The organism is Bradyrhizobium sp. B117 (assembly GCF_038969555.1).
Taxonomy (GTDB): Bacteria; Pseudomonadota; Alphaproteobacteria; order Rhizobiales; family Xanthobacteraceae; genus Bradyrhizobium.
On the sequence record NZ_CP152414.1, the window covers coordinates 5,833,675 to 5,857,461 of the forward strand.

A 23,787-nucleotide genomic window follows, 5' to 3' on the forward strand; every position below is an offset into this window, starting at 1 on the left:
TCAGGCCGCCCTTCCCGTCAATCCCGTTGGCTTCACCAAGAGCACCAGCACCATCAGCACGAACACGACGGTGTTGGACGCCTCGGGGTAGAAATATTTGGTCAGCCCCTCGATCACACCGAGCGCAAAGCCGGTGATGATGGAGCCCATGATCGATCCCATGCCGCCGATCACGACCACCGCGAACACGACGATGATGAGGTCGGCGCCCATCAGCGGCCGCACCTGGTTGATCGGCGCCGAAAGCACGCCGGCGAGCGCGGCAAGGCCGACGCCGAGACCATAGGTCAGCGTGATCATGCGCGGAACGTTGATGCCGAAAGCGCGTACCAGCGTCGGATTCTCGGTGGCGGCGCGCAGGTAGGCGCCGAGCCGCGTCTTCTCGATCAGGAACCAGGTCGCCAGACACACCACCAGCGAGAAAATGACCACCCAGCCGCGATAGACGGGCAAGAACATGAAGCCGAGATTCATGCCGCCCTTGAGCTGGTCCGGAATGGCGTAAGGCAGGCCGGAGGAGCCGAAATAGTTCTGGAACACGCCCTGCACGATCAGCGCGATGCCGAAGGTCAGCAGCAGGCCGTAGAGATGGTCGAGACCGGTCAGCCATTGCAGCATTGTCCGTTCCAGGATCATGCCGAAGATGCCGACGATGATGGGGGCCAGCAGCAACGCCCACCAGTAGTTGATGCCGCCGAGGTTGAGCAGGAAATAGGCGACGAAGGCGCCCATCATGTAGAGCGCGCCATGGGCGAAATTGATGATGTTGAGCATGCCGAAGATCACGGCAAGCCCGAGACTGAGCAGCGCGTAGAACGAGCCGTTGATCAGTCCCACCAGTAGCTGAGCGTATAGAGCCTGCATCGATCCCGCACCCGGTCCCTTCGGCGTTCCCTAGAGTTGCCCGCCGGCTCGAAGCCGGCGGGCTGTTGGTCTTACTTCTTGAGCAGCGCGCACTTGCTCTCGGAGAGCGGCGTGAAGGCCTGGTCGCCCGGCACCGTGCCGACCAGCTTGTAGAAGTCCCACGGTCCCTTGGACTCCGAGGGCTTCTTCACCTCGAACAGATAGGCGTTGTGGATGGTGCGGCCGTTGGGCTGGATCTCGCCCTTGCCGAACAGATCGTCCTCGGTCGGCATCGACTTCATCTTCTCGACGACCTTGACTCCGTCATGCGGATTGCCGCCGAGGGCTTCGAGGGCCTTGAGGTAGTGGCGCACGCCCGCATAGACGCCCGCCTGCACCATGGTCGGCGGGGCGTTGTTCTTCATCTTCTCCGAGAACCTCTTCGAGAAGGCGCGGGTCTTGTCGTCCATGTCCCAGTAGAAGGTCTCGGTGAAGTTGAGGCCTTGCGCGGTCTCGAGGCCGATCGCCTTGACGTCGGTGAGGAACAACAGCAGCGCCGCGAGCTTCTGGCCGCCCTTGACGATGCCGAATTCGGCCGCCTGCTTGATCGAGTTGGTGGTATCGCCGCCGGCATTGGCAAGGCCGATGATCTTGGCCTTGGAGGCCTGCGCCTGCAGCAGGAAGGACGAGAAGTCCGGCGTGTTCAGCGGATGCTTGACGCCGCCGACGACCTTGCCGCCGTTGGCAGTGACCACCGCCGTGGTGTCGCGCTCGAGCGCCGCGCCGAAGGCGTAGTCTGCGGTCAGGAAGAACCAGCTGTCGCCGCCGGCCTTCACCAGCGCCTGGCCCGTGGTGTGGGCCAGCATGTAGGTATCGTAGGTCCAGTGCACGGTGTTGGGCGAGCACTGTGCGTTGGTGAGGTCCGAGGTCGCTGCGCCAGAGTTGATGTAGACGCCGTTCTTTTCCTTGATGACGTTATTGACCGCGAGCGCCACGCCGGAATTCGGCACGTCGACGATGACGTCGACCTTGTCGACGTCGAACCACTGCCGCGCGATCGCGGTGCCGATGTCGGGCTTGTTCTGGTGATCGCCGGAGATGATGTCGATCTTCCAGCCCTTCGCCGCAAGACCAGAATCTTCAACGGCCATCTGCGCGGCGAGCGTCGAGCCGGGACCGCCGAGATCGGCGTAGAGGCCCGACTGATCGGACAGCGCGCCGATCTTGACGGTCTTGTCCTGCGCGAACGCGACGCCTGTTGCGGCGATGGTGAGCGCGGTGGTCAGCAGCAATGACGCAATCGACCTGGTCTTCATGCAACGTTCCTTTTGAATTTTCTCTTTGGCCGTTCTTAGTTTGAGCACGATCGCTTCGGAAAACCGCTACACACTTTGTGCCAACGCGGCCCTGCCGGTCCTGATCATGCTCTAGACACCGAGATAGGTGTGGAGCTTGTCCATGTTGGCGGCAAGCTCCGAATTGGAAAATCCGTCAATGATCTTGCCGTGTTCGACCACGTAGTAGCGGTCGGCGACGGTGGAAGCGAAGCGGAAGTTCTGCTCGACGAGGAGGATCGTGAAGCCCTCCTTCTTGAGCCGCGCAATGGTGTGACCGATCTGCTGGATGATGACGGGCGCAAGACCTTCGGTCGGCTCGTCCAGCATCAGGAAGCTCGCGCCGGTGCGCAGGATGCGCGCGATCGCCAGCATCTGCTGCTCGCCGCCGGACAGCTTGGTGCCCTGGCTGTTCAGCCGTTCCTTCAGGTTCGGGAACAGATCGAAGATCTGATCGAGCGGCAGTCCGCCCGCGCGGACCACCGGCGGCAGCAGCAAATTCTCGCGCACGTCGAGGCTGGAGAAGATCCCCCGCTCTTCCGGACAGAACGCGATGCCCATGCGGGCGATCTTGTCGGAGGTCGCGCGGATGATGTCCTGGTTGTTGAACTTCACCGAGCCGGTCCGCTTGCCGATGATGCCCATGATCGACTTCAGCGTGGTGGTCTTGCCGGCGCCATTGCGCCCGAGCAGGGTGACGACCTCGCCTGCATTCACGTCGAAGTTGATCCCGTGCAGGATGTGGGACTCGCCGTACCAGGCCTCGAGGTTGCGGACCTGAAGGATGTTGCCGCCGGTGGCGGCCTTCGCGGGAGCTTCGGCCATCGCAGTCTCAGGCATGACCGGCTCCCAGATAGGCTTCCTTGACGCGCTCGTCTTTGGTGAGCTCTGCGTAATGCCCCTGCGCCAGCACCTGCCCGCGCGTCAGCACGGTGATGATGTCGGAGAGATTGGCGACGACGCTCAAATTATGCTCGACCATCAGGATGGTGTATTTCGCGGAGATGCGCTTGATCAGCGCCGCGATTTTGTCGATGTCCTCGTGGCCCATGCCGGCCATCGGCTCGTCCAGCAGCATCATCTCAGGGTCGAGCGCGAGCGTGGTTGCGATCTCAAGTGCGCGCTTGCGCCCGTAGGGCATCTCGACCGCGGGCGTGTTGGCAAACTCGCTGAGGCCGACATCGTTCAACAGCTCGCGTGCGCGATCGTTGAAGCGATTGAGCACGGACTTCGAGCGCCAGAAGTCGAACGAGGAGCCGTGCTGGCGCTGGAGCGCGACACGGACGTTTTCCAGCGCGGTGAGATGCGGAAACACCGCCGAGATCTGGAACGAACGAACGAGACCCATGCGGGCCACGTCGGCCGGCGCCATCGCGGTGATGTCCTGGCCCTTGTACAGGATTTTCCCGGCAGACGGTTTCAGGAACTTGGTCAAAAGATTGAAGCACGTCGTCTTGCCGGCACCGTTCGGGCCGATCAGCGCGTGAATGCTCCCACGGCGGACTTTGAGCGCAACGTCGCGGACGGCGAAGAAACCCGCGAACTCCTTGGTCAAGCCTTCCGTTTCGAGAATGAACTCATCGGCCAAACAGATTTCCCCCTGCCCGCACGACGCGCTGGCCGCGCGTGGCTGTCCTTGTTTACTTCGGCTTTCCGGAGGCCTTGGAGCCTGTCCCGGAACGCCGCCTCCGGGCGCGGAATATGCCGGAGGTGACGGGGGTTAGGCAAGGCGGAAAGCTGAGCAGATCAGGCCTCCGGCTGGGATACAAATGCTCCCTTAGTCGGAGACGTTTTGATGTCGCCTGCCTGGCCTCCCGGTTCGCGAAAGCTCCGGTCATCAAGCCGTCGTTAACGGTCTTTCGTTCCCCGCACCAGCCTTCATAGAAAATTTTCCCGCAACATGGATCATGTGCGGGTTTTACATGCCAGGAATATTGTTTTGGATTTCGCAAGCGCCGCTCCCTCCGTCGTCAAGTCGATCCGGCAGCGTGATCTCCTGAACACGTGGCTGCGACTTTATGCGCGCGAGCAGATGGTGCCGGCGATCTGGGAGTATCAGCCGGCAAGACTCGAGGATGAGCTGTCGGATCTCATCTATTACACGGTGGACACCTCAGCTCCGACGCCGCGGCTGACCATCCAGAGCGAAGGCACTCGCATCTCGCGCGCCTACGGACATACCGGCAAGGGCGTTCTGCTCGACGACTATATCGGGCCACGACTCGTGCCGTTCGTGATGCCGATCTATTACGAATGCGTCGCGCGCGGACTTCCGGTCTACAGCGTTGCTGAGGTCGACGACATCTACGGCCGCGTCGTAGCCTATGAGCGCCTGCTGCTGCCGTTCCAGACCGACGGCAAGATCTGCCACGTCATCGCCTCGCTCAAGACCTTCTGCGAGGACGGCGGCTTCGAGATCAAGAATCTGATGCGCGGAAATGACGCGCTGCCACGCCCGAAGCTGCGCGCGGTGATCGACTGCGACCTGTTTCATCGTGCCCCCGGCCGCATTGCGGCGGCCGACGTGGTCGAGCTCGTCGATCAGCCCGGCGTCACCACCACCGAGATCATCGAGCTGAACTGACGTCCAGCGAGATCGGGCATCGACCTATTTGGTCTTGACGTCCTTGGCATAGATATCCGGCTTGAAGCCGACCAGCAGCTTGCCGCCGATCTCCAGCACCGGTCGCTTGATCATCGATGGTTGCGCCAGCATCAACGCCAGCGCCTTCTTCTCGGTGAGACCTTCCTTGTCGGCATCGGGCAACTTCTTGAAAGTCGTGCCGGCGCGATTGAGCAGCGTCTCCCAGCCGACCTTGTCGCTCCACTGCTTGAGCTTGTCCTTCTCGACGCCCGCCGCCTTGTAGTCGTGGAATTCATACGCGACGCCATGGGTGTCGAGCCAGGCGCGCGCCTTCTTCATGGTGTCGCAGTTCTTGATGCCGTAGATGATGTTGGGCAAGACGTCCCCCGCGCATGCGTCATATCGTGACCACGGCGTTGTACGAAACTCCGCGTCGCGCCACAATATTGCGAACGATGCCAACTCTCCCAACGGACAGATTATGCACGTCACCCACGATCCCGCAGCCGCGGCCTCGCCGACCATCGACTTCAACGCCTTCCTCGCGGTCGACATCCGTGTCGGCACCATCGTCGACGCAAAGCCGTTCCCGGAGGCGCGCAAGCCGGCCTTTCGGCTGTGGATCGATTTCGGACCTGTGATTGGCGTGCGCAAGAGTTCGGCACAGATCACCGAAAACCACCCGCTCGAGACGCTGGTCGGACAACAGGTCGCAGCCGTCGTCAATTTCCCGCCGCGCCAGATCGGGCCGGTCGTCTCCGAAGTGCTGACGCTCGGCTTCCCTGATGCCGAGGGCAAGGTGGTGCTGGTGCAGCCGAGCAAGCCGGTGCCGAACGGCGGGCGGCTGTTCTAGCGGCGCAGTCGGGCCGGGCCGTCGCCTCTCCGGGCGCGTTCGCAACCGAATAATCCTCCTCTTTTCCCGGCTCTGGCGGGCCGGACTTGACCAAAATGCATTTTCACATTAAAAATGACTGACTGATCGTTTTTTTATTCTGATCGACCATTTTCGGAGTGCCTCTCGCCGACAGCGAAGACGATCAATCAGTCAGTTATTTACGGACGCAAAATGCCCAAGATCAGCGACAAGCAGCGCGAAGGCCGGCGGCAGCAGATTCTGGAAGCCGCCCTCGCCTGCTTCGCCGAGGACGGTTTCCACCAGACCGGCATGGCCGACATCGTGAAGCGGTCGGGGCTGAGCCACGGCGCGGTCTATCTCTACTTCCAGAGCAAGGACGATCTGATCGAGGCGCTCGCCGACGACCGGCATCGCCGCGAGGCCGTGCTCAACTCGGTCGCACAAGGATCGGGCGATCCGATCGAAGGCCTGCAGGCGCTGGTCCGCGTCTACGCGCAATGGCTCACCGACCCTGCCGGTGAAGCGCGGCGACGCGTCGGCATCCATGGCTGGGCCGAAGCGCTGCGCAACCGCCGCGTCCGTCTAAGCGTCGTCGAAGGCATCGACATGCCGCGTGCCCTGATCGTGGCACTGGTCGAACGCGGCCAGCACGACGGGCTGATCAAGCGCGACCTCGGCGCCGATGCGATCGCGCGTGTGCTGATCGCGATCTTCCAGGGTTTTGTGCTGCAGAAGTGCTGGGGCGAGGATTTTGACGTCGAGGCCTGCATGGCGGCCGTCGGTGGCGTGATCGATGGCTTCCGCACGACGAAGCCGGACGTCAAGCGACGATCCAGGACATGAACGATGTCCTGGATTCATGAACTCCTCGCCGGCGCTGGCGTCGGTCTGGTCGCAGGGCTGGCATCGGGTTTCACAGGCACGAGCCCGGGTGGCGGCCTCGTGATCTTCTCCGTGCTGCTGCTCGGGGCCGAGCAACACGTTGCCCAAGGCACATCGCTGATCACGCAAATCCCCCCAACCGGCCTCGCCGGCGCGCGCCGCTACTGGCAGAGCGGCAATCGCAGTCCGCTGCAATGGATCATCTGGATCGGCATTGGATTTCTCGTCGGTGGCGTCGGCGGCGGCTATGCCGCGGCGTCGGTTTCGGACTCCGTTCTGCAATGGACTTACGTGGTCTATCTCGTTGCATTGATCGCGCTTCTGATCCTGCGCCGCGAGCGCAAGGACGACAGCATCAAGGCCCGTGACCACGACGAACTGCCCCGGCTCCCACTGCTCCTCATCGGCATGCTCGCCGGATTTTCCTCCGGCTTCATGGGCATCGGCGGCGGGCTCGCGATTACCGTCGGCCTCGCCGCGGGCCTGCGCGTGCCGCAACATCAGGCGCAACTTGTCAGCCTGATTTTCTCGGTGATCCCGACCAACATTCCGGCGGCCTGGATCTACTGGAGCAAAGGGGCGATGGTCGGCTGCCCGGCCATCATCGGCATCGTCGCCGGCCTGTGGATCGGCACCGACCTCGGCGCGCGCATGGCCAACGGCGTCAGCAAATCGGCGCTGCGCCGGGCCATGATCGCCCTCGTCGCGCTGATGGCGTTCTACATGACGTACAAGGCGCTGGGCTGATCTTACGGCCGCTTCGGAATGTTCAGCCCGCGCTCCACCGCCGGGCGCGCCAGCCCGCGTTCGAGCCAGGCACCGACCGACTTGAATTGATTGAACTCGACGAGATCGCCGGCGCCGTAGAAGCCGATGAGATTGCGTACCCAGCCGAGCATCGAGATGTCGGCGATGGTGTAGTAGTCGTCCATGAACCATTGCCGGCCGGAGAGATGCGTCTCCATCACGCCAAGCAGACGCTTGGCCTCGCTGACGTAACGATCGCGCGGCCGCTTGTCCTCAAAATCCTTGCCGGCGAATTTGTGGAAGAAGCCGACCTGGCCGAACATCGGGCCGATGCCGCCCATCTGAAAATGCACCCACTGGATGGTCTGGTAGCGGCAAGCGGCGTCCTCCGGCAGCAGTTTGCCGGTCTTCTCCGCGAGATATTGCAGGATGGCACCGGACTCGAACAGCGGCAGCGGCCTGCCACCGGGACCATTGGGATCGAGGATCGCAGGGATCTTGCCGTTCGGATTGAGCGATCGAAACTCTGCCGTCGCCTGATCGTCCTTGCCGAAATCGACGAGATGGACTTCGTAAGGCAGCCCGATCTCCTCGAGCATGATCGAGACCTTGACGCCGTTCGGCGTCGGCAGCGAATAGAGCTGAAGCAACTCGGGATGCTTCGCAGGCCAACGCTTGGTGATGGGAAAGGCGGACAGATCGGACATCGGGACCCCGGTGCGTTCGTGAGACGCCGCCTAATCTAGGCGAGCCGGCGAACGGCGCAAGGCCGGGCAGTTGGCCGGATCACAATGGCCGCGGCAAATGGCTGGTGGCGTACACCACATCGTGCTGTGCGCGCCGCTCGATGAAGAGCTGCCCGGTGACGAGGAGCGCCCCGGTGAAGACGAGCGCGAGCATCGCGGTCGCGAATTGACTGGCATCATTCATCGCGAGGAATTCTCCGTGATCGGTTCGCACGGGGAACGCGGTCCGACCACCGGCAGTTCCTATATACGTCAAATTAATTGCCGCTTTTTCCCGATTTTTGGTGAGCCGCGAACCGCCTCAATAATTGATCTCCATCCGCAACCCGCGTGGATCGACCTCCTCCCCGCCGACACGCTGCGTGCTGTCGCGTGCAGCGGTTGCACAGGCGCAGGCATCGATGAGATCGTCGCGGCCGATACCGGTGCCGTGCCGCTGCGTCAGCCATTTCGGCAGGCGGGTGAAGCCGGTTTGCGCCAGCAGCGCGATGCGCTGCTCGCGGCCTTCCGCAGACGTCTTCCTGGCAAGCCGCATGCGGCCGGCGAGATTCCAGAAAATCAATTCCGGATGCGCCTCCCCGATCGTCGCCTGCCGCGCTGGCGTCATGATCGCGTCTACGTCCCTGATCTTGTCCCTGATATTCCAGAGCTGCGCAGAGACGCCCCTGCCCTTGCCTTCGTGTTCCCAATAGTGCCGATTGGCTGCCGCCATATCGGGAAAGGTCCAGAGGTCACGGCGCGCCCCGAGAAACACGGCAGGCCCGACCAGCTCGCGTGCGTACAAATCGCAGGCCCGGTAGCCGCTCGGCTTCAATCCGATCGGCATGTCGATCATCGCGCGCGCGTGCGGCATTGCGAGCAGCCGTGTCAGCCCCGGCGAGTAATCGAAGCCGTGATCGCCGCGCTCGTCGATCCAGGCCGCGACCCAGCCGAAGCGAAATCCGTCGAGGCCGAGATAGTTGGGCAAGCGACCTAGCTCTCCCCCTCGCCGCGATGCCGCTCGAACAGGCGCTGTGCCAGCAGCGCATGGCCGAGCGTGCCACCGGCACGGACCGCGGCCGCGATCAGCGCGGCTTCCGCCACCTCCTCGCGCGTTGCGCCGGCTTTCGCCGCCTGCGCCGTGTGCACGTCGAGGCAATAGGCGCACTGCGTGGTGAGCGCGACCGCGAGCGAGATCAGCTCGCGATATTTCGGCGGGATCAAGCCGTCCTTGCGTTCGACCGCATGGTTGAACGCAAGGAACGCGTTGGCCTCGACCGGCGCGAGCGCCACGAAGGCCGGAATCGATTTCAGATCGTCAGGGGTTTGATATTCGGTCATGGCTCATCTCGTCAGATATTCGCGCATCAGGGCGCGGGCGCGATGCAGGCGGGCCTTGACGGTCTGCCTGGAGGCACCGAGTGCGTCGGCGATGTCATCGATGGTCATTTCCTTGACGTCGCGCATCAGCGCGACGTCGCGGTAATGCGGCGGCAGCGCCTCGAAGGCCGCGGCCAGGTCGAGGCGCAGATCCGCTTCGGGACGCGAAAGGATCAGCGCTTCCGCTTCGCCTTGGTCGATCGCCGGCGCGAGGCCGGCTTTGCGCGCGAGCCGCAGGCATTCGCGGCGGACCACGCTGAACAACCAGCCCGAAAACGCCAGCAGCGAGCGGATCGTCCCGACATGGCGGAACAGGATCCACAGCGCCTCCTGCGCTGCGTCCTCGGCATCCGCCGAGCTGCGGCAGGTCGCGCGGGCGTAACGGCGGATGTCCGGCTGCGCCGTCTCGAGCAGCGAAGCGATCGCCTGGGGATCGCCGAGCCGCGCCGCCTCGAACAGGATTGGCGAGATCGCAGCCGCACTCACGACACGCCTCCTCTCCCGATCCCGGCCATCGCGCACATCGGGCAATAGCCAACGAGGCCGGTCAACGCGAAGCCGGCACCGCCGAGCGCCACCAGCCACGCCGCGGCGCCTGTGAGATAGACCAATGCCGCGAGCGCCACCGCGATTCCTGCGGCGATCCGCACCGCCTGATGCAGTCCGCCGATGTTCTTCCTGTAAAATGCCATCACGTCCTCCGAGATGAGCCGAGGCAAGATGCCTCGACCATCAAGAGGAGGCGAAGACCGGAAAGGATTCGCGGCGGTCGGCAATTTTCTCGCGGTCAGCCTCCGACCGCCTGATAGGCCAGGCGCTTGAACTCGAAGAAGAACGGATTCCAGAACCCCATGTAGCGCTGGGCCATCAGCACGCCGGCGGTGTTGGCCTCCGGGCAGATCCACCAATGCGTTCCCGCGAGGCCGCCCCATTGGAATTCGCCGGTAGAGTTCGGCGGATCGAACGGCGTCGGCGCGAAGGTGACGGCGCCGCCGAGCCCAAAGCCCTTGCCGGGGATCGGCCCGAGATTGGCAAAGCGGATGGACTGGCCCGCGGGCAGCTGGTTCGTCATCATCTGTCGCAGCGTGTCGGGCTTGAGCAGTGTATCCGTCCCCGGCAGCAGTGCGCGGACCAGCGCCAGCATATCCGGCAAGGTCGAGACCAGACCGCCGCCGCCCGACAGCCGTGGGAACGACCGCCGATAAGCCTGCGGGTAAGGCAGATTGTCGGCGCGCGTCAGGCCCGCTTTCATGGGATCGAGCACATCGGCGCCGTTGTAGAGCGCAACCAGCCTGCCCTGCTGCGCCTCCGGCACGTAGAAGCCGGTATCGGTCATGCCGAGGGCATCGAAGATGCGCGCCTTGAGGAAGGCATCTAGGGACTTGCCCGAGACGACCTCTACGACGCGGCCGAGCACGTCGGTCGCGACCGAGTATTCCCAGCCAGTGCCTGGATGATAGGACAGCGGCAGATCGGCGAGCTTGTCGATCATGTCGGTCAGCGGCGTCAGCGGATTGAGCACGCGCGCTTCGTTGTAGCCTTTGAACAACACCGTGCCGGGATCGAAGATACCGTAGCTCAGTCCGGACGTGTGGGTCAGGAGCCGGCGGATCGTGATCGGGCCGTTCGCCGGCTCGACGTCGGCAAGGCTCGTCGCGCCCTGCCTGAGCACCTTGCGATTGCCAAGCTGTGGCAGGAATTTCTCGATCGCGTCATCGAGCCCGATGCGGCCTTCCTCGACCAGCAGCATGATCGCGCAGGTGACGAAGATCTTGGTGTTGGAGAACGCGCGGAAGATGTGGTCGGGACGCAGCGCGGTATTCGCCTCGCGATCGGCGAAGCCGACGCATTGCTGGTCCACGACCTCGCGCCCGCGCAGCACCGCCCAGGATACGCCGGGAATGATCTCCTGATCGACGTACCGCTGCATCGCCGTCCGCGCAGCGGAAAAATCTGGCGTCCTGGCGTCCATGCGTCTCCCCCATTATGGTTGGGATGATATAGCGCGCTTTCGCCGGAAATGAAGGGCCTCCCTAAGGACGCCTACTCCTGCTTCATGAACGCCGTCACATGCAGGCGGCGACGGAGGCGCATGCCCTGTCGCTGGTACAGCGCGATTGCGGATGTGTTGTTCGAAAACACATGCAGGAACGGAATTTCGCCGCGCGCCTCGATCCGGCGCGCGACAGCTGCGAGCAGCGCCTGCGCGTAGCCGCGCCCGCGATGATCAGGATGGACGCAGACCGCGGTCATCTCGACGAACTTGCCCGGCTTCATCCGCTCGCCCGTCATCGCGACCAACTCGCCGCCGGCACGAATGCCGAGGAAGGTGCCGAGCTCGTGCGTCCGCGCGGCGAAGGGTCCGGGCTTGGTCAGCGTCGTCAATGCCGTCATCGCGGGAACGTCGGCCTTCCCGAGCGTGACGATCTCGGCATCACGCCGCGGGCTGTCCGCCGGTGAGCCGATCATCTGGTCACAGCTCTCAGACAGCACCACCTTGAAGCCGACGGGAACATCGACCGGCTCCGGCGTGAACAGCGCGACAACCTGCGTGGGCGCCATGAGATCGCCGAGCGCGGCGAAACTCCCTGCGGACATGTCGACCATGTCGGCGAACGGCGTCATGTCCTGGGGATAGCACAGCGCGCGCGGGCCGCCTTCGGCCAGATGTTTATGGCTCGTTGTCAGCGCGCCCCAGATCGGACGGTCCAAAAGCGCCTCATCGCTGTCGGTCACTGGGTCAGTCCTTGTCGAAGCTGACGATGACGGCGGCATTGGCGATCAGGATGGGATCGTTGGCCACTTCCGTGGCCGAGGGAATTTCCAGCCCGCCCTTGACCGCGGTGACGGTCACGGTGCCGTAAGGAAGCTCCTTTGCAACGGCTTCCTTGTCGACCGCCTCGGGGTTGGGTACGCCGATCGTGACATCCACGAACATGTCGTTTGCGGTCTTGCCGATCATCCTGAAGAAACCCAGGCTCGAATGCCTGATGGCATCGGACACCGCCCGCTTCGCCGCCTTGGTGGCGTCCCTGCCGTGGACGTCGACGCCCATGCCCATCTCGGTAACGCAGCGAACACGTGTCATTTCATAGTCCTGTGGCTGGTGAAGTGATTGTTACGAATGTCGGCGATCGGTGGTCGCAATACAAGTGCGAGCGCATCCCTCGTGTCCCGGACGCGCTGCAACGCCCTTGGCGTTGCTGCGCAGAGCCGGGACCCAGGAGGCCACAAAATGCGCTGATGCATGGGCCCCGGCTCTGCAGCGCACCGCTGAAGGAGCGCTGCGCCGCGTCCGGGGCACGAGACTGTAGCTTTCACGCCTTCGACTTCTCGTGCGCGCGCAGCTCGTCGACCAGCACCCGCACGTTCTCCGAATAGTCGATCGGGATCACGACCAGATGCACGCCGCCCTCTTTGAAGGCGGCCTCCAGCGTCGGGCCAAAGCTGTCGATGCTCTCGATCCGATGCCCCTTCGCGCCATAGGCGTTGGCGTACAAAACAAAATCCGGATTGCCGAAGGTCATGCCGTAATCGGCGAAATGATCGACGGCCTGCTTCCAGCGGATCATGCCGTAGGCGTTGTCCTCCAGCACCAGCACGACCAGATTGAGCTTGAGGCGGACGGCCGTCTCCATCTCCTGGCTGTTCATCATGAAGCCGCCGTCGCCGGCGACCGCGAGCACGCGGCGATCGGGATAGAGCATCGCCGCCATCATCGCCGACGGCAGGCCAGCGCCCATGGTCGCCAGCGCGTTGTCGAGCAGCAGCGTGTTGGCGACGCGGGTGCGATAGTTGCGCGCGAACCAGATCTTGTACATGCCGTTGTCGAGCGCGACGATGCCGTTCTCGGGGATGACCTGGCGGATGTCGTGCACGATGCGCTGCGGCGTCGGCGGCCAACGCGCCTCGGTGGCGCGATCGGCGATGTGATTGAGGATCTCTTCGCGGAGCGGCAACAGCGTCGCGGCCTGCGGTAGCTTGCCTTCGAGCCGATCGGCGAGCTGCTCCAGGCTCGGGCCGACATCGCCGACGACCTCGGCATCAGGAAAATAGACCAGCTCGACGCTCGCCGGCGTGTAGCTGACGTGAATGACCTTCGGCCCCGACGGCCCCATGATGAAGGGCGGCTTCTCGACGGGATCGTGGCCGATCGCGACGATGAGGTCGGCGGCGTCGATGGCGTCATGGACGTAGTCGCGTTCGGACAGCGCCGCGGTACCCATATAGAGATTGGTGCCGCCGGGCACTGTGCCCTTCCCCATCTGCGTGGTGAAGAACGGAATGCCGGTCCGCCGCACGAAGCTGGCGATGCCGTGGGTCGACCGCGGCCGGCTGGTCGCCGCCCCCATCATCACCAGCGGACGCTTCGCGGCCAAGATCATCTCGGCGGCACGATCGAGCGCGGCGCGATGGGCGACCGGGATCTCGATCGGATGAACCGGGATCGCGGGGGCCGCAGGCACTTCATCGCCGGCGATGTCTTCGGGCAGCTCGAGATGCACCGGTCCGGGCCGCTCCTCCATCGCCACGCGAAACGCGTCGCGCACCACGGTCGGGATCGAGGAGGCGCTGACGATCTGCCGTGACAGCTTTGTCAGCGGCTTCATCGTCGCCACCACATCCACGATCTGGAAGCGCGCCTGCCGGCTGCTCATGATCGGCTTCTGGCCGGTGATCAGGATCATCGGCATCGCGCCGAGATGGGCGTAGGCCGCGCCCGTGGACAGATTGAGCGCGCCGGGACCGAGAGTGGAGAGACACACGCCGGGCTTGCCGGTCAGCCGCCCGTGCGTCGCCGCCATGAAGGCCGCGGCCTGCTCGTGGCGGGTCAGCACCAGTTCGATTTTGGAGGTGCGCAGCGATTCGACGAGGTCGAGGTTTTCCTCGCCGGGCACGCCAAAAATGCGGTCGACGCCTTCATTCTCCAGCGCCGCGACAAACAGGTCCGAGCCCTTCACCTTGCGCTCCTGCCCACTCATGTCGCCTCCCGCTCGTTGTGCTGGCTCCCGTGTTCCGCAGGAGCGGGCGCATGGTAGCGATCTGCGGCGCGGGCACAACTCACAATGCGGCGTGGTCTGTGATGCGCAGTGCGTCCGATACACTCCGCTGTCATGCCCCGGCTTGAGTCGGACGATGACGGCGGAGTTTGAGGCACACAGCCGCAATGACGGAGCTCGGCGCAACGCCGGGCTCCGAAGTGCGGCCTCCATCAAAGCTTCGCCGCAGCAAAAATCCCTGCGATCCAGTCGAGAAAGACGCGCAGGCGCAGCGCGAGCTGGCGGTTCTGCGGATAGAGCGCCGAGAGCGGCGTCGGCGACGGCGGATAGCCGGCAAGCACCTCGACCAGCGCGCCGCTGGCGAGATCGTCGGCGAAGCGATAACGCGGCGCCTGCGCAAGGCCGAAGCCGAGCCGTGCGAGGTCGGCCATGGTGTCGGAATTGTTCACGCGCACCCGGCTCGGCAGCACGATCTGGCGCAGTGCGCCGGCAACAGAAAATTCCAGCGGCAGCACGTCGCCGGTGCGCGAGGAGACGAAGGCCACCATCTGGTGTCCCTCGAGCTTATCAGGCATCGCCGGCATGCCGTGACGCGCAAGATAGGCCGGGCTTGCCACCGTGATCTCCGCGATCGTGCCGAGGCGACGCTGGATCATGCCGCTGTCACCGGGCTCGCCCGACCGGATCACGCAGTCGACGCCCTCGCGCACGAGATCGACCAGCCGGTCGCCCTGCCCGATCTGCAATTCGAGCTGCGGATGGCGCGAAAGAAACTCCGGCAGATGCGGCAGGATGAAGGTCCGGGTCAGCAAGGGATGCGCGTCGATGCGGAGCAGGCCGCGAGGTTGCGCGTCGCGCATCGCGGCTTCCGCCTCCTCGACTTCCGCGAGGATGGCGACGCAGCGGCGATAAAAGTCCTCGCCGTCGAGCGTCGGCGTGACGTGGCGGGTCGTCCGCTCCAGCAGGCGCGCGCCGAGGCGCGCTTCGAGCCCGCGCAAGACCTCGCTCGCCGTCGAGCGGGGAATGCCGAGATCGGCAGCCGCAGCCGTAAAGCTCCGCCGCTCGACGAGACGGACGAACAGGCGCATGGCGTCAAAGCGATCCATGACCGATTATTCACCACACCCGACAAGTGATGGCAAGTTTCGGGCGATTATCCGGCCATAGCGACCAGCTATTCTCGCCCTCATCAACATCGAGGAGAGCCGCCATGACCAACCAAGTTCAGCGTGCCGCCATCGTCACCGGCGGCTCCCGCGGCATCGGCGCGGCGATCGCCCGCCGGCTGGCGCAAGACGGGATCGCGGTCGCGATCAACTATGCCAGCGGCAAAGCGGCTGCCGATGAACTCGTCGCCGAGATCGCGGCCGCCGGCGGACGCGCCATCGCCGTGCAGGCCGACCTCGCCGATCCGGCAACGCCGGCGCGGCTGTTCGATGCGGCCGAGCAGGCCTTCGGCGGCGTCGACATCCTGGTCAACAATGCCGGCATCATGGAGCTCGCCCCGCTCGCCGAGGTGACCGACGAGGCGTTCGCGCGGCAGACGTCGATCAATCTCGACAGCGTGTTCCGCTCCTTGCGCGAGGCTGCGCGGAGGCTCCGCGACGGCGGCCGCATCGTCAGCTTCTCCTCCAGCGTCATCGGCCTCTATCAGCCCGGCTACGGCGTCTACGCCGCAACCAAGGCCGCGATCGAAGCCATGACGCACATCCTCGCCAAGGAGCTCGGCGGACGGCAGATCACCGTCAACGCGGTCGCGCCCGGCCCGGTCGAAACCCGGCTGTTCCTCGCGGGCAAGAGCGAGCAGCAGGTGCGTGCGATTGCCGCCATGAACCCGTTCGGCCGCCTCGGCCAGCCCGACGACATCGCGGGCATCGTCGCCTTCCTTGCCGGCCGCGACAGCGGCTGGGTCAACGGCCAAATCATCCGCGCCAATGGCGGCGTGGTCTGACACATCACACGGAGAGACCCATCATGCCTTTCGCCAATATCAAGATCCCCGAGGCCGCGCTGTCACGGGCGCAGAAGGCGGAGATCGTGCATAACCTCACCGCGCTGTTCGTCCACTATTTTGGCGAAGCCGCACGGCTGCATACGATGGTGCTGATCGAGGAGGTGCCCGACGGCGGCTACGGCCGCGCCGACGAGGTGTTCGTGGTTCCCGAGGCCTATCGCGCCAGCGACGCCGTCAGTTCACCTTCAGACTGAGCTCGGTGCCGCCCTTGAGCGGCAGCGTCATCGAGACGAAGCCGTTGTCGGGATCGCGGATAAAGTCGAGATAATCAGGTTCGGCGTTGTCGTTCATGACATAGCCGCCGACCAGAAGCTGCGGCGCCACGATCTCGATCACCTCGCGCGCGAGCGAGGGACCTTCCTCGCCCGGCCAGCCGTCGATCAGGACGAAGTCGACGGGGCCGCCGAGGTCGCGGAGAGTCTGCCGCGCATCGCCCTGTCGGATCTCGGCATAGTCGGCAAGGCCTGCTTTGGCGAGATTGCGCCTCGCAGTCTCGACCTTGGCCGGCACGATCTCCGAGCCGATCACGGTGCCGCCGCCATTGTCGCGGATGGCGGCCGCAAAATAGAGCGTGGACATGCCGACCGAGGTCGCGAACTCGACCACGCGCGTGGCGCGCAAGCCGCGGCAGAGCAGATAGATCAGTTCGCCCTGCTCGGGATGGATCGAAAAGCCCTGCTCAGCATAGGCGTGGGGATCGCGGCTGTTGAAGGCGCCGCGCGGCCCGCCACCCGCCGGCCGCTGCCGCGCGCCTTGCAGGCGCGCGATGACGGCGTTGACGCGCGGGTCCTGGATTGGACTGTGAGGCCGATCGTTCATCTGCGACCTCACTTGCCGAGGATTTCCGCCGCGGCACGATCCAGGATCGCAGCGATCCGGCGGGCTTCTGCGGAGTCGCTGCCGTGCTTGGTGCGCAGCGCGCGCTTGAGATTGTGGCGGGCACAAGTCCGTGATTTCGCTCCAGGCGCGTTTAGCCAGTGAAATCAGTAGATCGACTTGACATCCCGCTGACATGCCGCTGGTATGTCAGCCATGGTCACCCACTCTCTCGAGCGCGATCGCGCCTATTCGCTGCTCCGCGATCTCGTCACCTCCGGCGAGTTCGCTCCCGATGAGCCGCTGTCCGAACGCAGCCTGTCGACCCGGCTGGCGCTCGGACGCACCCCGGTCCGCGAGGCGCTCAAGGCACTCGCCAAGGACGGCCTGCTCACCATCCATCCGATGCGTGGCACCTTCGTACGCCAGATGTCGTTCGACGATCTGCACGAGATCCACGAATTGCGGCTCGCGCTCGAGGGCATGGCGGCCTATCTCGCCGCGACGCGCGGGCCGACCGAGCCGCTGCGCAACTGTGCGGAAGAGCTGCGCAGCATCGAGGCGCGCACAACACTCGATGTCGAAGAGGCCCAGCAGGTCGGCTGGGCCTTCCACGACGGGCTGTTTCGCGCGACCGGCAATGGCCGGCTGGTGCAGTCCTACGACAATTTGCGCGCGCAGAGCGGCCTCGCCCTGCAGAAGATGCGGCAATACAGCACTGAGCGCACGCGCCAGGCCGTCAGCGAGCATCTCGACATCTACGCGGCTGTCGAAGCGCAAGACCCCGACGCCGCGCAGCAGCGCATGTGGCGGCACCTGTCGTCCGCCTTCGAGGCGCGCCTCACCGCGCTGGGCGCGATCCGCACCCAATACCCTGGACAAGGAGACCGTCACGCATGATCCGGCCGCTGCTCAGATTGCCGCTCGTGTTCCAGATGCTGCTCGGATTGGTGCTGGGCCTTTGCGTCGGCCTGCTTTGGCCAGATGTCGGGGCGAGCCTGCGGCCGATCGGCACCGCCTTCGTCGAGGCGGTGAAGATGATCGTCATTCCCGTGGTGTTCGCGGCCGTGACCCTCGGCCTCTACCGGATGGGCAGCGAGCTGAAGGTCCTGGGCCGCGTCGCCGCGATCAGCCTCGGCTATTTCTACCTCGCCACGGTGATCTCGATCCTGATCGGCCTGCTGCTCAACGCCGCCTTCCATCCCGGCGCCGGCGCACCGCTCGCCGCCACCGGCAAGGTGCCGCAGAACCTCGCGGCGTCGGTCGACTGGATCAAGTTCTTCATGGACATGATCCCCTCCAACATCGTCGCGGCGATGGCCGAGCAGAAGATCCTGCCGACGCTGGTCTTCGCCATCCTGTTCGGCCTCGCGCTCGCCTCGATCGGCAAGGTGGGCGAGCCCATGATCGCCGTACTGGAAGCGGTGATGGCGGCGATGTTGGAGCCGATGATCCTCGCCTTCTCCACCCGCTCCTCCGAAGTAACCTTGCCGCTGCACATGGAGAAGCTGAAGGCAATGGGCGCCTCCGAGCGCATCGTCTCGGTGGTGCTGCCGCTCGGCTATGCCTTCAACCGAGACGGCGCCATCATGTATTTCGCGCTCGCCGTCACCTTCCTTGCGGAGGCCTATGGCGTGACGCTGACCTGGTCGACGCTGTTCACCATCGTGATGGTCACGACCATCGCGAGCAAGGGCAGCGCCAACGTTCCCTCCGGCGGGCTCGTCGCGATCGCCATGGTGCTATCGGCGATCGGGCTGCCGGTCGAGGCGCTGGCGATCATCGCCGGTGTCGACGCCTTCCTCGACATGGGCCGTACGGCGATCAACGTGTTCGGCAACACCGTAGCTGTGAAACTGGTCGAGCGGTTCGCGGGCGACGTCGTCGCCGACGAGGCGCAGCCGGTGGCGGTGGGTCTGAAAGTGCAGGATGCCTGATGAGCGCGCAAGACAGCAGCCATGACGGCATCGTCGACCTGCGCAGCGACACCGTCACGCTGCCGACGACGGCGATGCTGGAGCGCATGCAACATGCCCGGCTCGGCGATGACGGCCGCGAGGGCGATCCGACGGTTCGCGCGGTTGAAGCGCGCGGCGCCGCGCTTATCGGCAAGGAAGCTGCCCTGTTCGTGCCGAGCGGCACGATGGGCAATCTGCTGGCCATGCTCGCTCATGCCGAGCGCGGCACCGATGTGTTCGCCGATCGCGGCGCGCATCTGCTCAATTCGGAGCTCGGTAGCGTCGTGACGATCGCGGGGCTCATCCCGAAGCCCATCCAAAGCCGTCGCGGCGCAATGGACGAGACGGCACTCGAAGACGCGATCCGCGCCTCTGGTAGCCCCGGCCTGATCGCGATGGAGACCACGCATAACGGTGCCGGCGGCGCCGTGCTGCCCCTTCCCCACATGATACGAATTCATGCGATCGGGCAAGCCCGCGGGATTCCCGTGCATCTCGATGGCGCCCGCCTTTTCAACGCCTCGATCGCCCTCGGCGTGCCGGCGGCGCAGATCGCCGGGCACGCCGACAGTGTCATGGTCTGCCTGTCCAAGGGCCTGAGCGCGCCGGTCGGCAGCCTGCTCTGCGGAAGCGCAGCTTTCGTCGCGCGAGCGCGGGGCTTGCGAAAGCTCGTCGGCGGCACCATGCGGCAGTCCGGCATCGTTGCGGCCGCAGGGCTCGTTGCGCTGGAGACGATGATTGCGCGTCTCTCCGAGGATCATGCGGCGGCCAAACGGCTCGCGACGTCATTGAGCTGGCTCGACCCCGCCCTCGCCGACCCCGACCATGTGCAGACCAACATCCTCCGCGTCGATGTCTCCGCAACTACGCGCGACGCCGCCGCCTGGGCCGACGGCGTGAAGCAGCACGGCGTCCTGGTGCAGGCAAGCGGCCCCTCGCAGCTGCGGCTCGTCACCCATCGCCATATCGATGACGCGGCAGTGGATCGCACCATTGCAGCCTTCGCGGCGGTCCGGGGGTAGCCCGCGTTGCAAGCCGCGGGCAGCGTGCTATCGCTCGTGCCATGACTCCGAAGAGCTTCGAAACGCGCTGCCTGCGTCTGCCCGCGACCACCAAGGTGGTGCAGTGGGAAGGCACCTCCGTATTCAAGGTCGGCGGCAAGATGTTCGCGCTCGGTGGCGGCTTTGCCGCTGGTACCGGTGGCTACATGTTCAAGGTCTCGGACATGGCCTACACGATGTTGATCGAACATGGTGTCGCACGGCCGGCGCCATACCTTGCGCGCGCGAAATGGGTGCAACTCATCGGCAACAACGCCCTGCCCGACGCCGAGCTCACGGCCTATCTCGCGCAGGCCCATGCCCTGGTCGTCGCAAGGCTGACGCGGAAGTCGCGCAAGGCGCTGGGGCTGGAGTGAGCGCGCGCAGAGCGCGCGTCAGGCCGTTTCCTCGTTCGACTTGCCATGACGCAAGAGATTGTCGCGCAGCCGGCTCACCGTCTTCTGCACCACCGGAAACTCGTCGCCGAGGCCAGTCGCCTCGATCAGGGATCCGCCGAGATCCTGCTCGATCAGCTTGCGCCCCGCCGGCGTCAGGCTCAGGCGCACCTGCCGCTCGTCGGCGGGATCACGGTGGCGCTTGATCAGCCCCATCTGCTCGAGCTTCTTCAGGATCGGCGTCAACGTGTTGGATTCCAGAAACAGCTTCTCGCCGAGCGCGCTGACGGTCAGCTCGTCCTCGTCCGACAGCGCCACCATCGCGATGTACTGGGTGTAAGTCAGCCCGACCTTGTCCAGGAGCGGCTTGTAGGCGCGGCCGAAGGCGAGATTGGCCGAATAGACCGCAAAGCACAGGAAATTCGACAGTTTTCGCCGTTTCTCGGCGGCTTTGGGGGTACGGGCCACGGGAACCTCCGCAATTCGTGATCTCGCGACCAATATAAATCGCATCCGATTAAATCGGAAGAGCTTGACCGGTCCGAACATCGGGTTTATTTCAGCACGCATCCGATTATATCGGACACGATTTATTTTTAACCCGAAGGGAATCCCCCATGTCCACCGCTGCCAAGCTCCTCTTCACCGGCAAGACCCACGTCACCTCCGGCGCCGACGGTGCCGCGCGCTCCAGCGACGGGTCGCTCGACATCAAGCTGGCCCAGCCGCATCCGGCCGCAGAAAACCTGTTCGCCGCCGCCTGGTCGGCCTGCTACCTCGGCGCGCTCGGGCTCGCCGCCGCGCAGCGCAAGGTCAAGTTGCCGAGCGAGCCCTCGGTCGACACCACCATCGACCTCAACAACGCCAACGGCGCCTTCTTCCTGCGCGCCCGGCTCGACGTCAGCGTGCCCGGCGTCGACCGCACGGTTGCGCAGGAGCTGATCGAGGCCGCGCATGGCATCTGCCCCTACTCCAAAGCGGTGCACGGCAACATCGAGATGACGACGACTCTGGTCTGACGCGCGACGCGGCCCGGCCTCTATCGGCCGGGCCCGTGCGGTTTCAATCCATCCAGCGACCATCAGGAGCCGATCATGGGCCACCGTCTTTCGTCAGCCGCACGTATCCTCGCCAGCGCGGCCGTGCTCGCCACCAATCTTCTCACCCTCCCCGCGGCGGCGCAGCCGTCCGGCATCACGCGCATGGATTTGCAGCGCCACGATCTCAGCGCGCCCGGACGCGAGGCTGTTCAGGTCCGCGTCGACCTCGCCCCCGGCGTGGCGTTCGGTCGGCACACCCATCCGGGCGAAGAGATCATCTACGTGCTGGCAGGCGCTATCGAATACGACGTCGAAGGCAAGCCGCCGCTGACCTTGAAGACCGGCGACGTGCTGTTCATCCCGGCCGGCACGGTGCATGCCGCGAAGAACGTCGGCGCGGTGCCTGCGAGCGAGCTTGCGACCTATATCGTCGAGAAGGACAAGCCGCTGCTGACGCTGACGAGGTAATCTCCCGATTGACCCAAATACGATATCTGACTAAAGTCAGATATCATGCTCGACCCGGTCTCCCGCGTTCGCCGCTTCAACCGTGCAGTCACCTCCGCCGTCGGCGCGCTCGACAATTCGTTTCTCGGACGCGGGCGACCGCTCGGGGCCGCACGCGTGCTCAACGCGATCGGGCACGGACGCTCGGACGTCGCCGAGATCCGCGACTATCTCGGCCTCGATTCCGGGCTGATGAGCCGGCTGCTGCGCAGCCTCGAAGACGAGGGACTGGTCGAGACCCATGCGCATGCGGACGACGCGCGCCGCCGCGTCGCCACGCTGAAGCGCGCGGGCCGGCGCGAGTTCGCAGCGTATGAAGCGCTGTCGAACACGCAGGCCGAGGGCTTCCTTGCCCGGCATTCGCAGCGCGAGGCGCTGCTCGCGGCGATGGACTTGATCGCCGCAGCCCTGACGCGCGAGCGCGTCACGCTGGATGAGATGGATCCGCAGAGCCAGGAGGCGCGCTACTGCCTCGGCGAGTACTATGCCGAGCTCGGCCGCCGCTTCAAACAGGGCTTTGACGTCTCGTTGTCGCGCGATCCCGACGCCAAGGACATGTGCCGCCCGCGCGGCAGCTTCATCGTCGCGATGTCGGACGCGCTGCCGCTCGGCTGCGTCGGACTGAAGGGAACCGACCACGGCTACGCCGAGATCAAGCGGCTCTGGGTCGCTCCTGCCGCGCGCGGCTTGCGGCTCGGCCGGCGCCTGATGGACGCAACCGAGGCCACAGCGCGCGAGCTCGGCATCGCGCTACTGCGGCTCGACACCAACAGCGCGCTGCCCGAGGCCGACCAGCTCTACCGCACCACCGGCTGGCGCGAGATCCCGCGTTTCAACGACGATCCCTATCCGGACCTGTTCTTCGAGAAGCGGCTCTAAGTCGTCCGCGTCGGCCGCACCACGATCTCGTTGACGTCGACATCATCGGGCTGCTCGATCGCAAAGCGCACCGCGCGGGCGATCGCGTTCGGCTGGAGCGCAATGGCCCGGTAGGTCTTCATCGCTTCGGCCGCGGCGGGATCGGTGATGGTGCTGGCGAGCTCGCTTTCGACCACGCCGGGATGGATACAGGTGACGCGGATGTTGCCGTGCTCCTGGCGCAGGCCGTCCGAGATCGCCCGCACTGCGTATTTGGTGGCGCAATAGACCGCCGCGGTCGGCGATACGCTCAGCGCGCCGATCGAGGCGATGTTGATCACATGACCCGAACCGCGCGCGACCATCTCCGGCAGCACGGCCGCGATGCCGTACAGCACGCCCTTGATGTTGACGTCGACCATCCGGTCCCACTCCTCGACCTTCAGCGAGGCCATCAGCGACAGCGGCATCACGCCGGCATTGTTGATGATGACGTCCACCCGCCCCCAGACGCCGCGCGCGGCACTGGCAAAGGCGGCGACGCTGGCGCGGTCGGTGACGTCGAGCGGATGCGCGAGCGCCGTTCCGCCTGCAGCGTTCAGCTCGGCTGCGAGATCCTTCAGACGATCAACGCGCCGCGCGCCCAGCAAGACCTTTGCACCTGCCGCGGCGAGTTCGCGGGCGATGCCTGCGCCGATGCCACTGGAGGCGCCAGTGATGAGAACGATTTTATCCATTGCCATGAGGGGTCCTTTTTCGATCGCGTCGGCAGTAGCCGCGCGAAAGATGAACCGGAGCCGCCGTCGTG

Annotated in this window: 32 protein-coding genes and 1 pseudogene; 13 read left to right on the forward strand and 20 right to left on the reverse strand. The window is 65.0% G+C overall.

Annotation, left to right across the window (positions count from 1 at the left end):
• From AAFG16_RS28655 to AAFG16_RS28670, 4 genes are all read right to left on the reverse strand, one after another.
• Positions 1 to 864 carry a branched-chain amino acid ABC transporter permease gene (locus AAFG16_RS28655; RefSeq protein WP_027557529.1) on the reverse strand — a complete coding sequence of 288 codons (864 nt, stop codon included), beginning with the start codon at positions 862 to 864 and terminating at the stop codon, positions 1 to 3.
• A gap of 71 nt (positions 865 to 935) precedes the next feature.
• Positions 936 to 2,159 (reverse strand): ABC transporter substrate-binding protein, encoded by a 1,224-nt coding sequence (locus AAFG16_RS28660; protein WP_342730641.1) that lies wholly within the window; start codon positions 2,157 to 2,159, stop codon positions 936 to 938.
• Between the two features lie 111 nt (positions 2,160 to 2,270).
• On the reverse strand, positions 2,271 to 3,017 hold the full coding sequence (locus tag AAFG16_RS28665; protein WP_235546869.1) for an ABC transporter ATP-binding protein: 747 nt from the start codon (positions 3,015 to 3,017) through the stop codon (positions 2,271 to 2,273).
• The gene (locus AAFG16_RS28670; protein ID WP_027557526.1) at positions 3,010 to 3,765 is read right to left on the reverse strand and encodes an ABC transporter ATP-binding protein; all 756 of its coding nucleotides are present in this window, start codon (positions 3,763 to 3,765) and stop codon (positions 3,010 to 3,012) included. Before AAFG16_RS28670 ends, AAFG16_RS28665 begins: the two co-directional genes overlap by 8 nt.
• 312 nt (positions 3,766 to 4,077) lie before the next feature.
• Here AAFG16_RS28670 and AAFG16_RS28675 point away from each other — a divergent pair, with 312 nt between their 5' ends.
• Positions 4,078 to 4,761: a hypothetical protein gene (locus AAFG16_RS28675; protein ID WP_283079699.1), complete on the forward strand. Its 684-nt coding sequence runs from the start codon at positions 4,078 to 4,080 to the stop codon at positions 4,759 to 4,761.
• Between the two features lie 24 nt (positions 4,762 to 4,785).
• Here AAFG16_RS28675 and AAFG16_RS28680 read toward each other — a convergent pair whose 3' ends face one another.
• Positions 4,786 to 5,139 carry an ArsC family reductase gene (locus tag AAFG16_RS28680; protein ID WP_342730646.1) on the reverse strand — a complete coding sequence of 118 codons (354 nt, stop codon included), beginning with the start codon at positions 5,137 to 5,139 and terminating at the stop codon, positions 4,786 to 4,788.
• 103 nt (positions 5,140 to 5,242) lie between these two features.
• On the opposite strand from AAFG16_RS28680, the gene AAFG16_RS28685 reads away from it, so the two are divergent.
• The 3 genes from AAFG16_RS28685 to AAFG16_RS28695 all read left to right on the forward strand — a co-directional run bounded on the left by AAFG16_RS28685 (position 5,243) and on the right by AAFG16_RS28695 (position 7,246).
• A complete protein-coding gene (locus AAFG16_RS28685; protein ID WP_342730648.1) occupies positions 5,243 to 5,614 on the forward strand; it encodes a tRNA-binding protein in 372 nt (123 codons plus the stop codon).
• Positions 5,615 to 5,827: 213 nt separating this feature from the next.
• On the forward strand, positions 5,828 to 6,460 hold the full coding sequence (locus AAFG16_RS28690) for a TetR/AcrR family transcriptional regulator (RefSeq protein ID WP_342730650.1): 633 nt from the start codon (positions 5,828 to 5,830) through the stop codon (positions 6,458 to 6,460).
• A 3-nt stretch (positions 6,461 to 6,463) separates the two neighbouring features.
• A complete protein-coding gene (locus AAFG16_RS28695; RefSeq protein WP_342730652.1) occupies positions 6,464 to 7,246 on the forward strand; it encodes a sulfite exporter TauE/SafE family protein in 783 nt (260 codons plus the stop codon).
• 2 nt (positions 7,247 to 7,248) lie between these two features.
• On the opposite strand, the gene AAFG16_RS28700 is transcribed toward AAFG16_RS28695, so the two are convergent.
• The 11 genes from AAFG16_RS28700 to AAFG16_RS28750 form a co-directional block, all read right to left on the reverse strand.
• On the reverse strand, positions 7,249 to 7,953 hold the full coding sequence (locus AAFG16_RS28700; RefSeq protein ID WP_342730654.1) for a glutathione S-transferase N-terminal domain-containing protein: 705 nt from the start codon (positions 7,951 to 7,953) through the stop codon (positions 7,249 to 7,251).
• A gap of 79 nt (positions 7,954 to 8,032) precedes the next feature.
• On the reverse strand, positions 8,033 to 8,176 hold the full coding sequence (locus AAFG16_RS28705) for a hypothetical protein (RefSeq protein WP_342730656.1): 144 nt from the start codon (positions 8,174 to 8,176) through the stop codon (positions 8,033 to 8,035).
• Between the two features lie 117 nt (positions 8,177 to 8,293).
• Entirely contained in the window at positions 8,294 to 8,959 is a 666-nt protein-coding gene (locus tag AAFG16_RS28710) for a DUF429 domain-containing protein (RefSeq protein WP_342730658.1), read from the reverse strand.
• Between the two features lie 5 nt (positions 8,960 to 8,964).
• A complete protein-coding gene (locus AAFG16_RS28715; RefSeq protein WP_342730660.1) occupies positions 8,965 to 9,312 on the reverse strand; it encodes a carboxymuconolactone decarboxylase family protein in 348 nt (115 codons plus the stop codon).
• A 3-nt stretch (positions 9,313 to 9,315) separates the two neighbouring features.
• Entirely contained in the window at positions 9,316 to 9,837 is a 522-nt protein-coding gene (locus tag AAFG16_RS28720) for a sigma-70 family RNA polymerase sigma factor (protein ID WP_342730662.1), read from the reverse strand.
• Positions 9,834 to 10,043 carry a DUF2892 domain-containing protein gene (locus tag AAFG16_RS28725; RefSeq protein ID WP_283079709.1) on the reverse strand — a complete coding sequence of 70 codons (210 nt, stop codon included), beginning with the start codon at positions 10,041 to 10,043 and terminating at the stop codon, positions 9,834 to 9,836. Before AAFG16_RS28725 ends, AAFG16_RS28720 begins: the two co-directional genes overlap by 4 nt.
• A 95-nt stretch (positions 10,044 to 10,138) precedes the next feature.
• Positions 10,139 to 11,323, reverse strand: coding sequence for a serine hydrolase domain-containing protein (locus tag AAFG16_RS28730; RefSeq protein ID WP_342730666.1), 1,185 nt, complete (start codon positions 11,321 to 11,323; stop codon positions 10,139 to 10,141).
• Positions 11,324 to 11,394: 71 nt separating this feature from the next.
• A complete protein-coding gene (locus AAFG16_RS28735; RefSeq protein ID WP_342730669.1) occupies positions 11,395 to 12,087 on the reverse strand; it encodes a GNAT family N-acetyltransferase in 693 nt (230 codons plus the stop codon).
• A 4-nt stretch (positions 12,088 to 12,091) separates the two neighbouring features.
• Positions 12,092 to 12,439, reverse strand: coding sequence for a Lin0512 family protein (locus AAFG16_RS28740; protein ID WP_018646107.1), 348 nt, complete (start codon positions 12,437 to 12,439; stop codon positions 12,092 to 12,094).
• A 229-nt stretch (positions 12,440 to 12,668) separates the two neighbouring features.
• Positions 12,669 to 14,333 (reverse strand): acetolactate synthase large subunit, encoded by a 1,665-nt coding sequence (locus AAFG16_RS28745; protein ID WP_342730672.1) that lies wholly within the window; start codon positions 14,331 to 14,333, stop codon positions 12,669 to 12,671.
• A gap of 230 nt (positions 14,334 to 14,563) precedes the next feature.
• The gene (locus tag AAFG16_RS28750) at positions 14,564 to 15,457 is read right to left on the reverse strand and encodes a LysR family transcriptional regulator (RefSeq protein ID WP_342730674.1); all 894 of its coding nucleotides are present in this window, start codon (positions 15,455 to 15,457) and stop codon (positions 14,564 to 14,566) included.
• 104 nt (positions 15,458 to 15,561) lie between these two features.
• On the opposite strand from AAFG16_RS28750, the gene AAFG16_RS28755 reads away from it, so the two are divergent.
• On the forward strand, positions 15,562 to 16,302 hold the full coding sequence (locus AAFG16_RS28755; protein WP_342730676.1) for an SDR family oxidoreductase: 741 nt from the start codon (positions 15,562 to 15,564) through the stop codon (positions 16,300 to 16,302).
• 23 nt (positions 16,303 to 16,325) lie between these two features.
• Positions 16,326 to 16,559 carry a 4-oxalocrotonate tautomerase family protein gene (locus tag AAFG16_RS28760; protein WP_342730678.1) on the forward strand — a complete coding sequence of 78 codons (234 nt, stop codon included), beginning with the start codon at positions 16,326 to 16,328 and terminating at the stop codon, positions 16,557 to 16,559.
• Here AAFG16_RS28760 and AAFG16_RS28765 read toward each other — a convergent pair.
• Together AAFG16_RS28765 and AAFG16_RS28770 are read right to left on the reverse strand one after the other, a co-directional pair.
• Positions 16,540 to 17,184: a class I SAM-dependent methyltransferase gene (locus tag AAFG16_RS28765; RefSeq protein WP_342730680.1), complete on the reverse strand. Its 645-nt coding sequence runs from the start codon at positions 17,182 to 17,184 to the stop codon at positions 16,540 to 16,542. The genes AAFG16_RS28760 and AAFG16_RS28765 overlap by 20 nt on opposite strands.
• An 8-nt stretch (positions 17,185 to 17,192) precedes the next feature.
• Positions 17,193 to 17,306 (reverse strand): annotated as a pseudogene (locus AAFG16_RS28770) (PadR family transcriptional regulator); the annotation flags it as partial.
• Between the two features lie 91 nt (positions 17,307 to 17,397).
• On the opposite strand from AAFG16_RS28770, the gene AAFG16_RS28775 reads away from it, so the two are divergent.
• From AAFG16_RS28775 to AAFG16_RS28790, 4 genes are read left to right on the forward strand one after another with little or no spacing between them, the layout of a single operon-like run.
• On the forward strand, positions 17,398 to 18,081 hold the full coding sequence (locus tag AAFG16_RS28775) for a GntR family transcriptional regulator (RefSeq protein WP_342730682.1): 684 nt from the start codon (positions 17,398 to 17,400) through the stop codon (positions 18,079 to 18,081).
• A complete protein-coding gene (locus AAFG16_RS28780; protein WP_342730684.1) occupies positions 18,078 to 19,118 on the forward strand; it encodes a dicarboxylate/amino acid:cation symporter in 1,041 nt (346 codons plus the stop codon). The genes AAFG16_RS28775 and AAFG16_RS28780 overlap by 4 nt, the downstream gene beginning before the upstream one ends.
• Positions 19,118 to 20,161: a low specificity L-threonine aldolase gene (locus tag AAFG16_RS28785; RefSeq protein ID WP_342730686.1), complete on the forward strand. Its 1,044-nt coding sequence runs from the start codon at positions 19,118 to 19,120 to the stop codon at positions 20,159 to 20,161. The genes AAFG16_RS28780 and AAFG16_RS28785 overlap by 1 nt, the downstream gene beginning before the upstream one ends.
• A 41-nt stretch (positions 20,162 to 20,202) precedes the next feature.
• Positions 20,203 to 20,556, forward strand: a complete 354-nt coding sequence (locus AAFG16_RS28790) for an MmcQ/YjbR family DNA-binding protein (protein ID WP_283079721.1) — start codon at positions 20,203 to 20,205, stop codon at positions 20,554 to 20,556.
• Between the two features lie 18 nt (positions 20,557 to 20,574).
• On the opposite strand, the gene AAFG16_RS28795 is transcribed toward AAFG16_RS28790, so the two are convergent.
• The gene (locus tag AAFG16_RS28795) at positions 20,575 to 21,087 is read right to left on the reverse strand and encodes a MarR family transcriptional regulator (RefSeq protein ID WP_342730688.1); all 513 of its coding nucleotides are present in this window, start codon (positions 21,085 to 21,087) and stop codon (positions 20,575 to 20,577) included.
• Positions 21,088 to 21,191: 104 nt separating this feature from the next.
• On the opposite strand from AAFG16_RS28795, the gene AAFG16_RS28800 reads away from it, so the two are divergent.
• The 3 genes from AAFG16_RS28800 to AAFG16_RS28810 all read left to right on the forward strand — a co-directional run bounded on the left by AAFG16_RS28800 (position 21,192) and on the right by AAFG16_RS28810 (position 23,000).
• Positions 21,192 to 21,593, forward strand: coding sequence for an Ohr family peroxiredoxin (locus tag AAFG16_RS28800; protein ID WP_342730690.1), 402 nt, complete (start codon positions 21,192 to 21,194; stop codon positions 21,591 to 21,593).
• Positions 21,594 to 21,668: 75 nt separating this feature from the next.
• Complete coding sequence (locus AAFG16_RS28805; RefSeq protein ID WP_342730692.1) at positions 21,669 to 22,082, forward strand: cupin domain-containing protein; 414 nt, start codon at positions 21,669 to 21,671, stop codon at positions 22,080 to 22,082.
• Positions 22,083 to 22,127: 45 nt separating this feature from the next.
• Positions 22,128 to 23,000 (forward strand): bifunctional helix-turn-helix transcriptional regulator/GNAT family N-acetyltransferase, encoded by an 873-nt coding sequence (locus AAFG16_RS28810; protein ID WP_342730694.1) that lies wholly within the window; start codon positions 22,128 to 22,130, stop codon positions 22,998 to 23,000.
• Here AAFG16_RS28810 and AAFG16_RS28815 read toward each other — a convergent pair.
• Positions 22,997 to 23,722 carry an SDR family oxidoreductase gene (locus AAFG16_RS28815; protein WP_342730696.1) on the reverse strand — a complete coding sequence of 242 codons (726 nt, stop codon included), beginning with the start codon at positions 23,720 to 23,722 and terminating at the stop codon, positions 22,997 to 22,999. The genes AAFG16_RS28810 and AAFG16_RS28815 overlap by 4 nt on opposite strands.
• Positions 23,723 to 23,787: the final 65 nt, after the last annotated feature.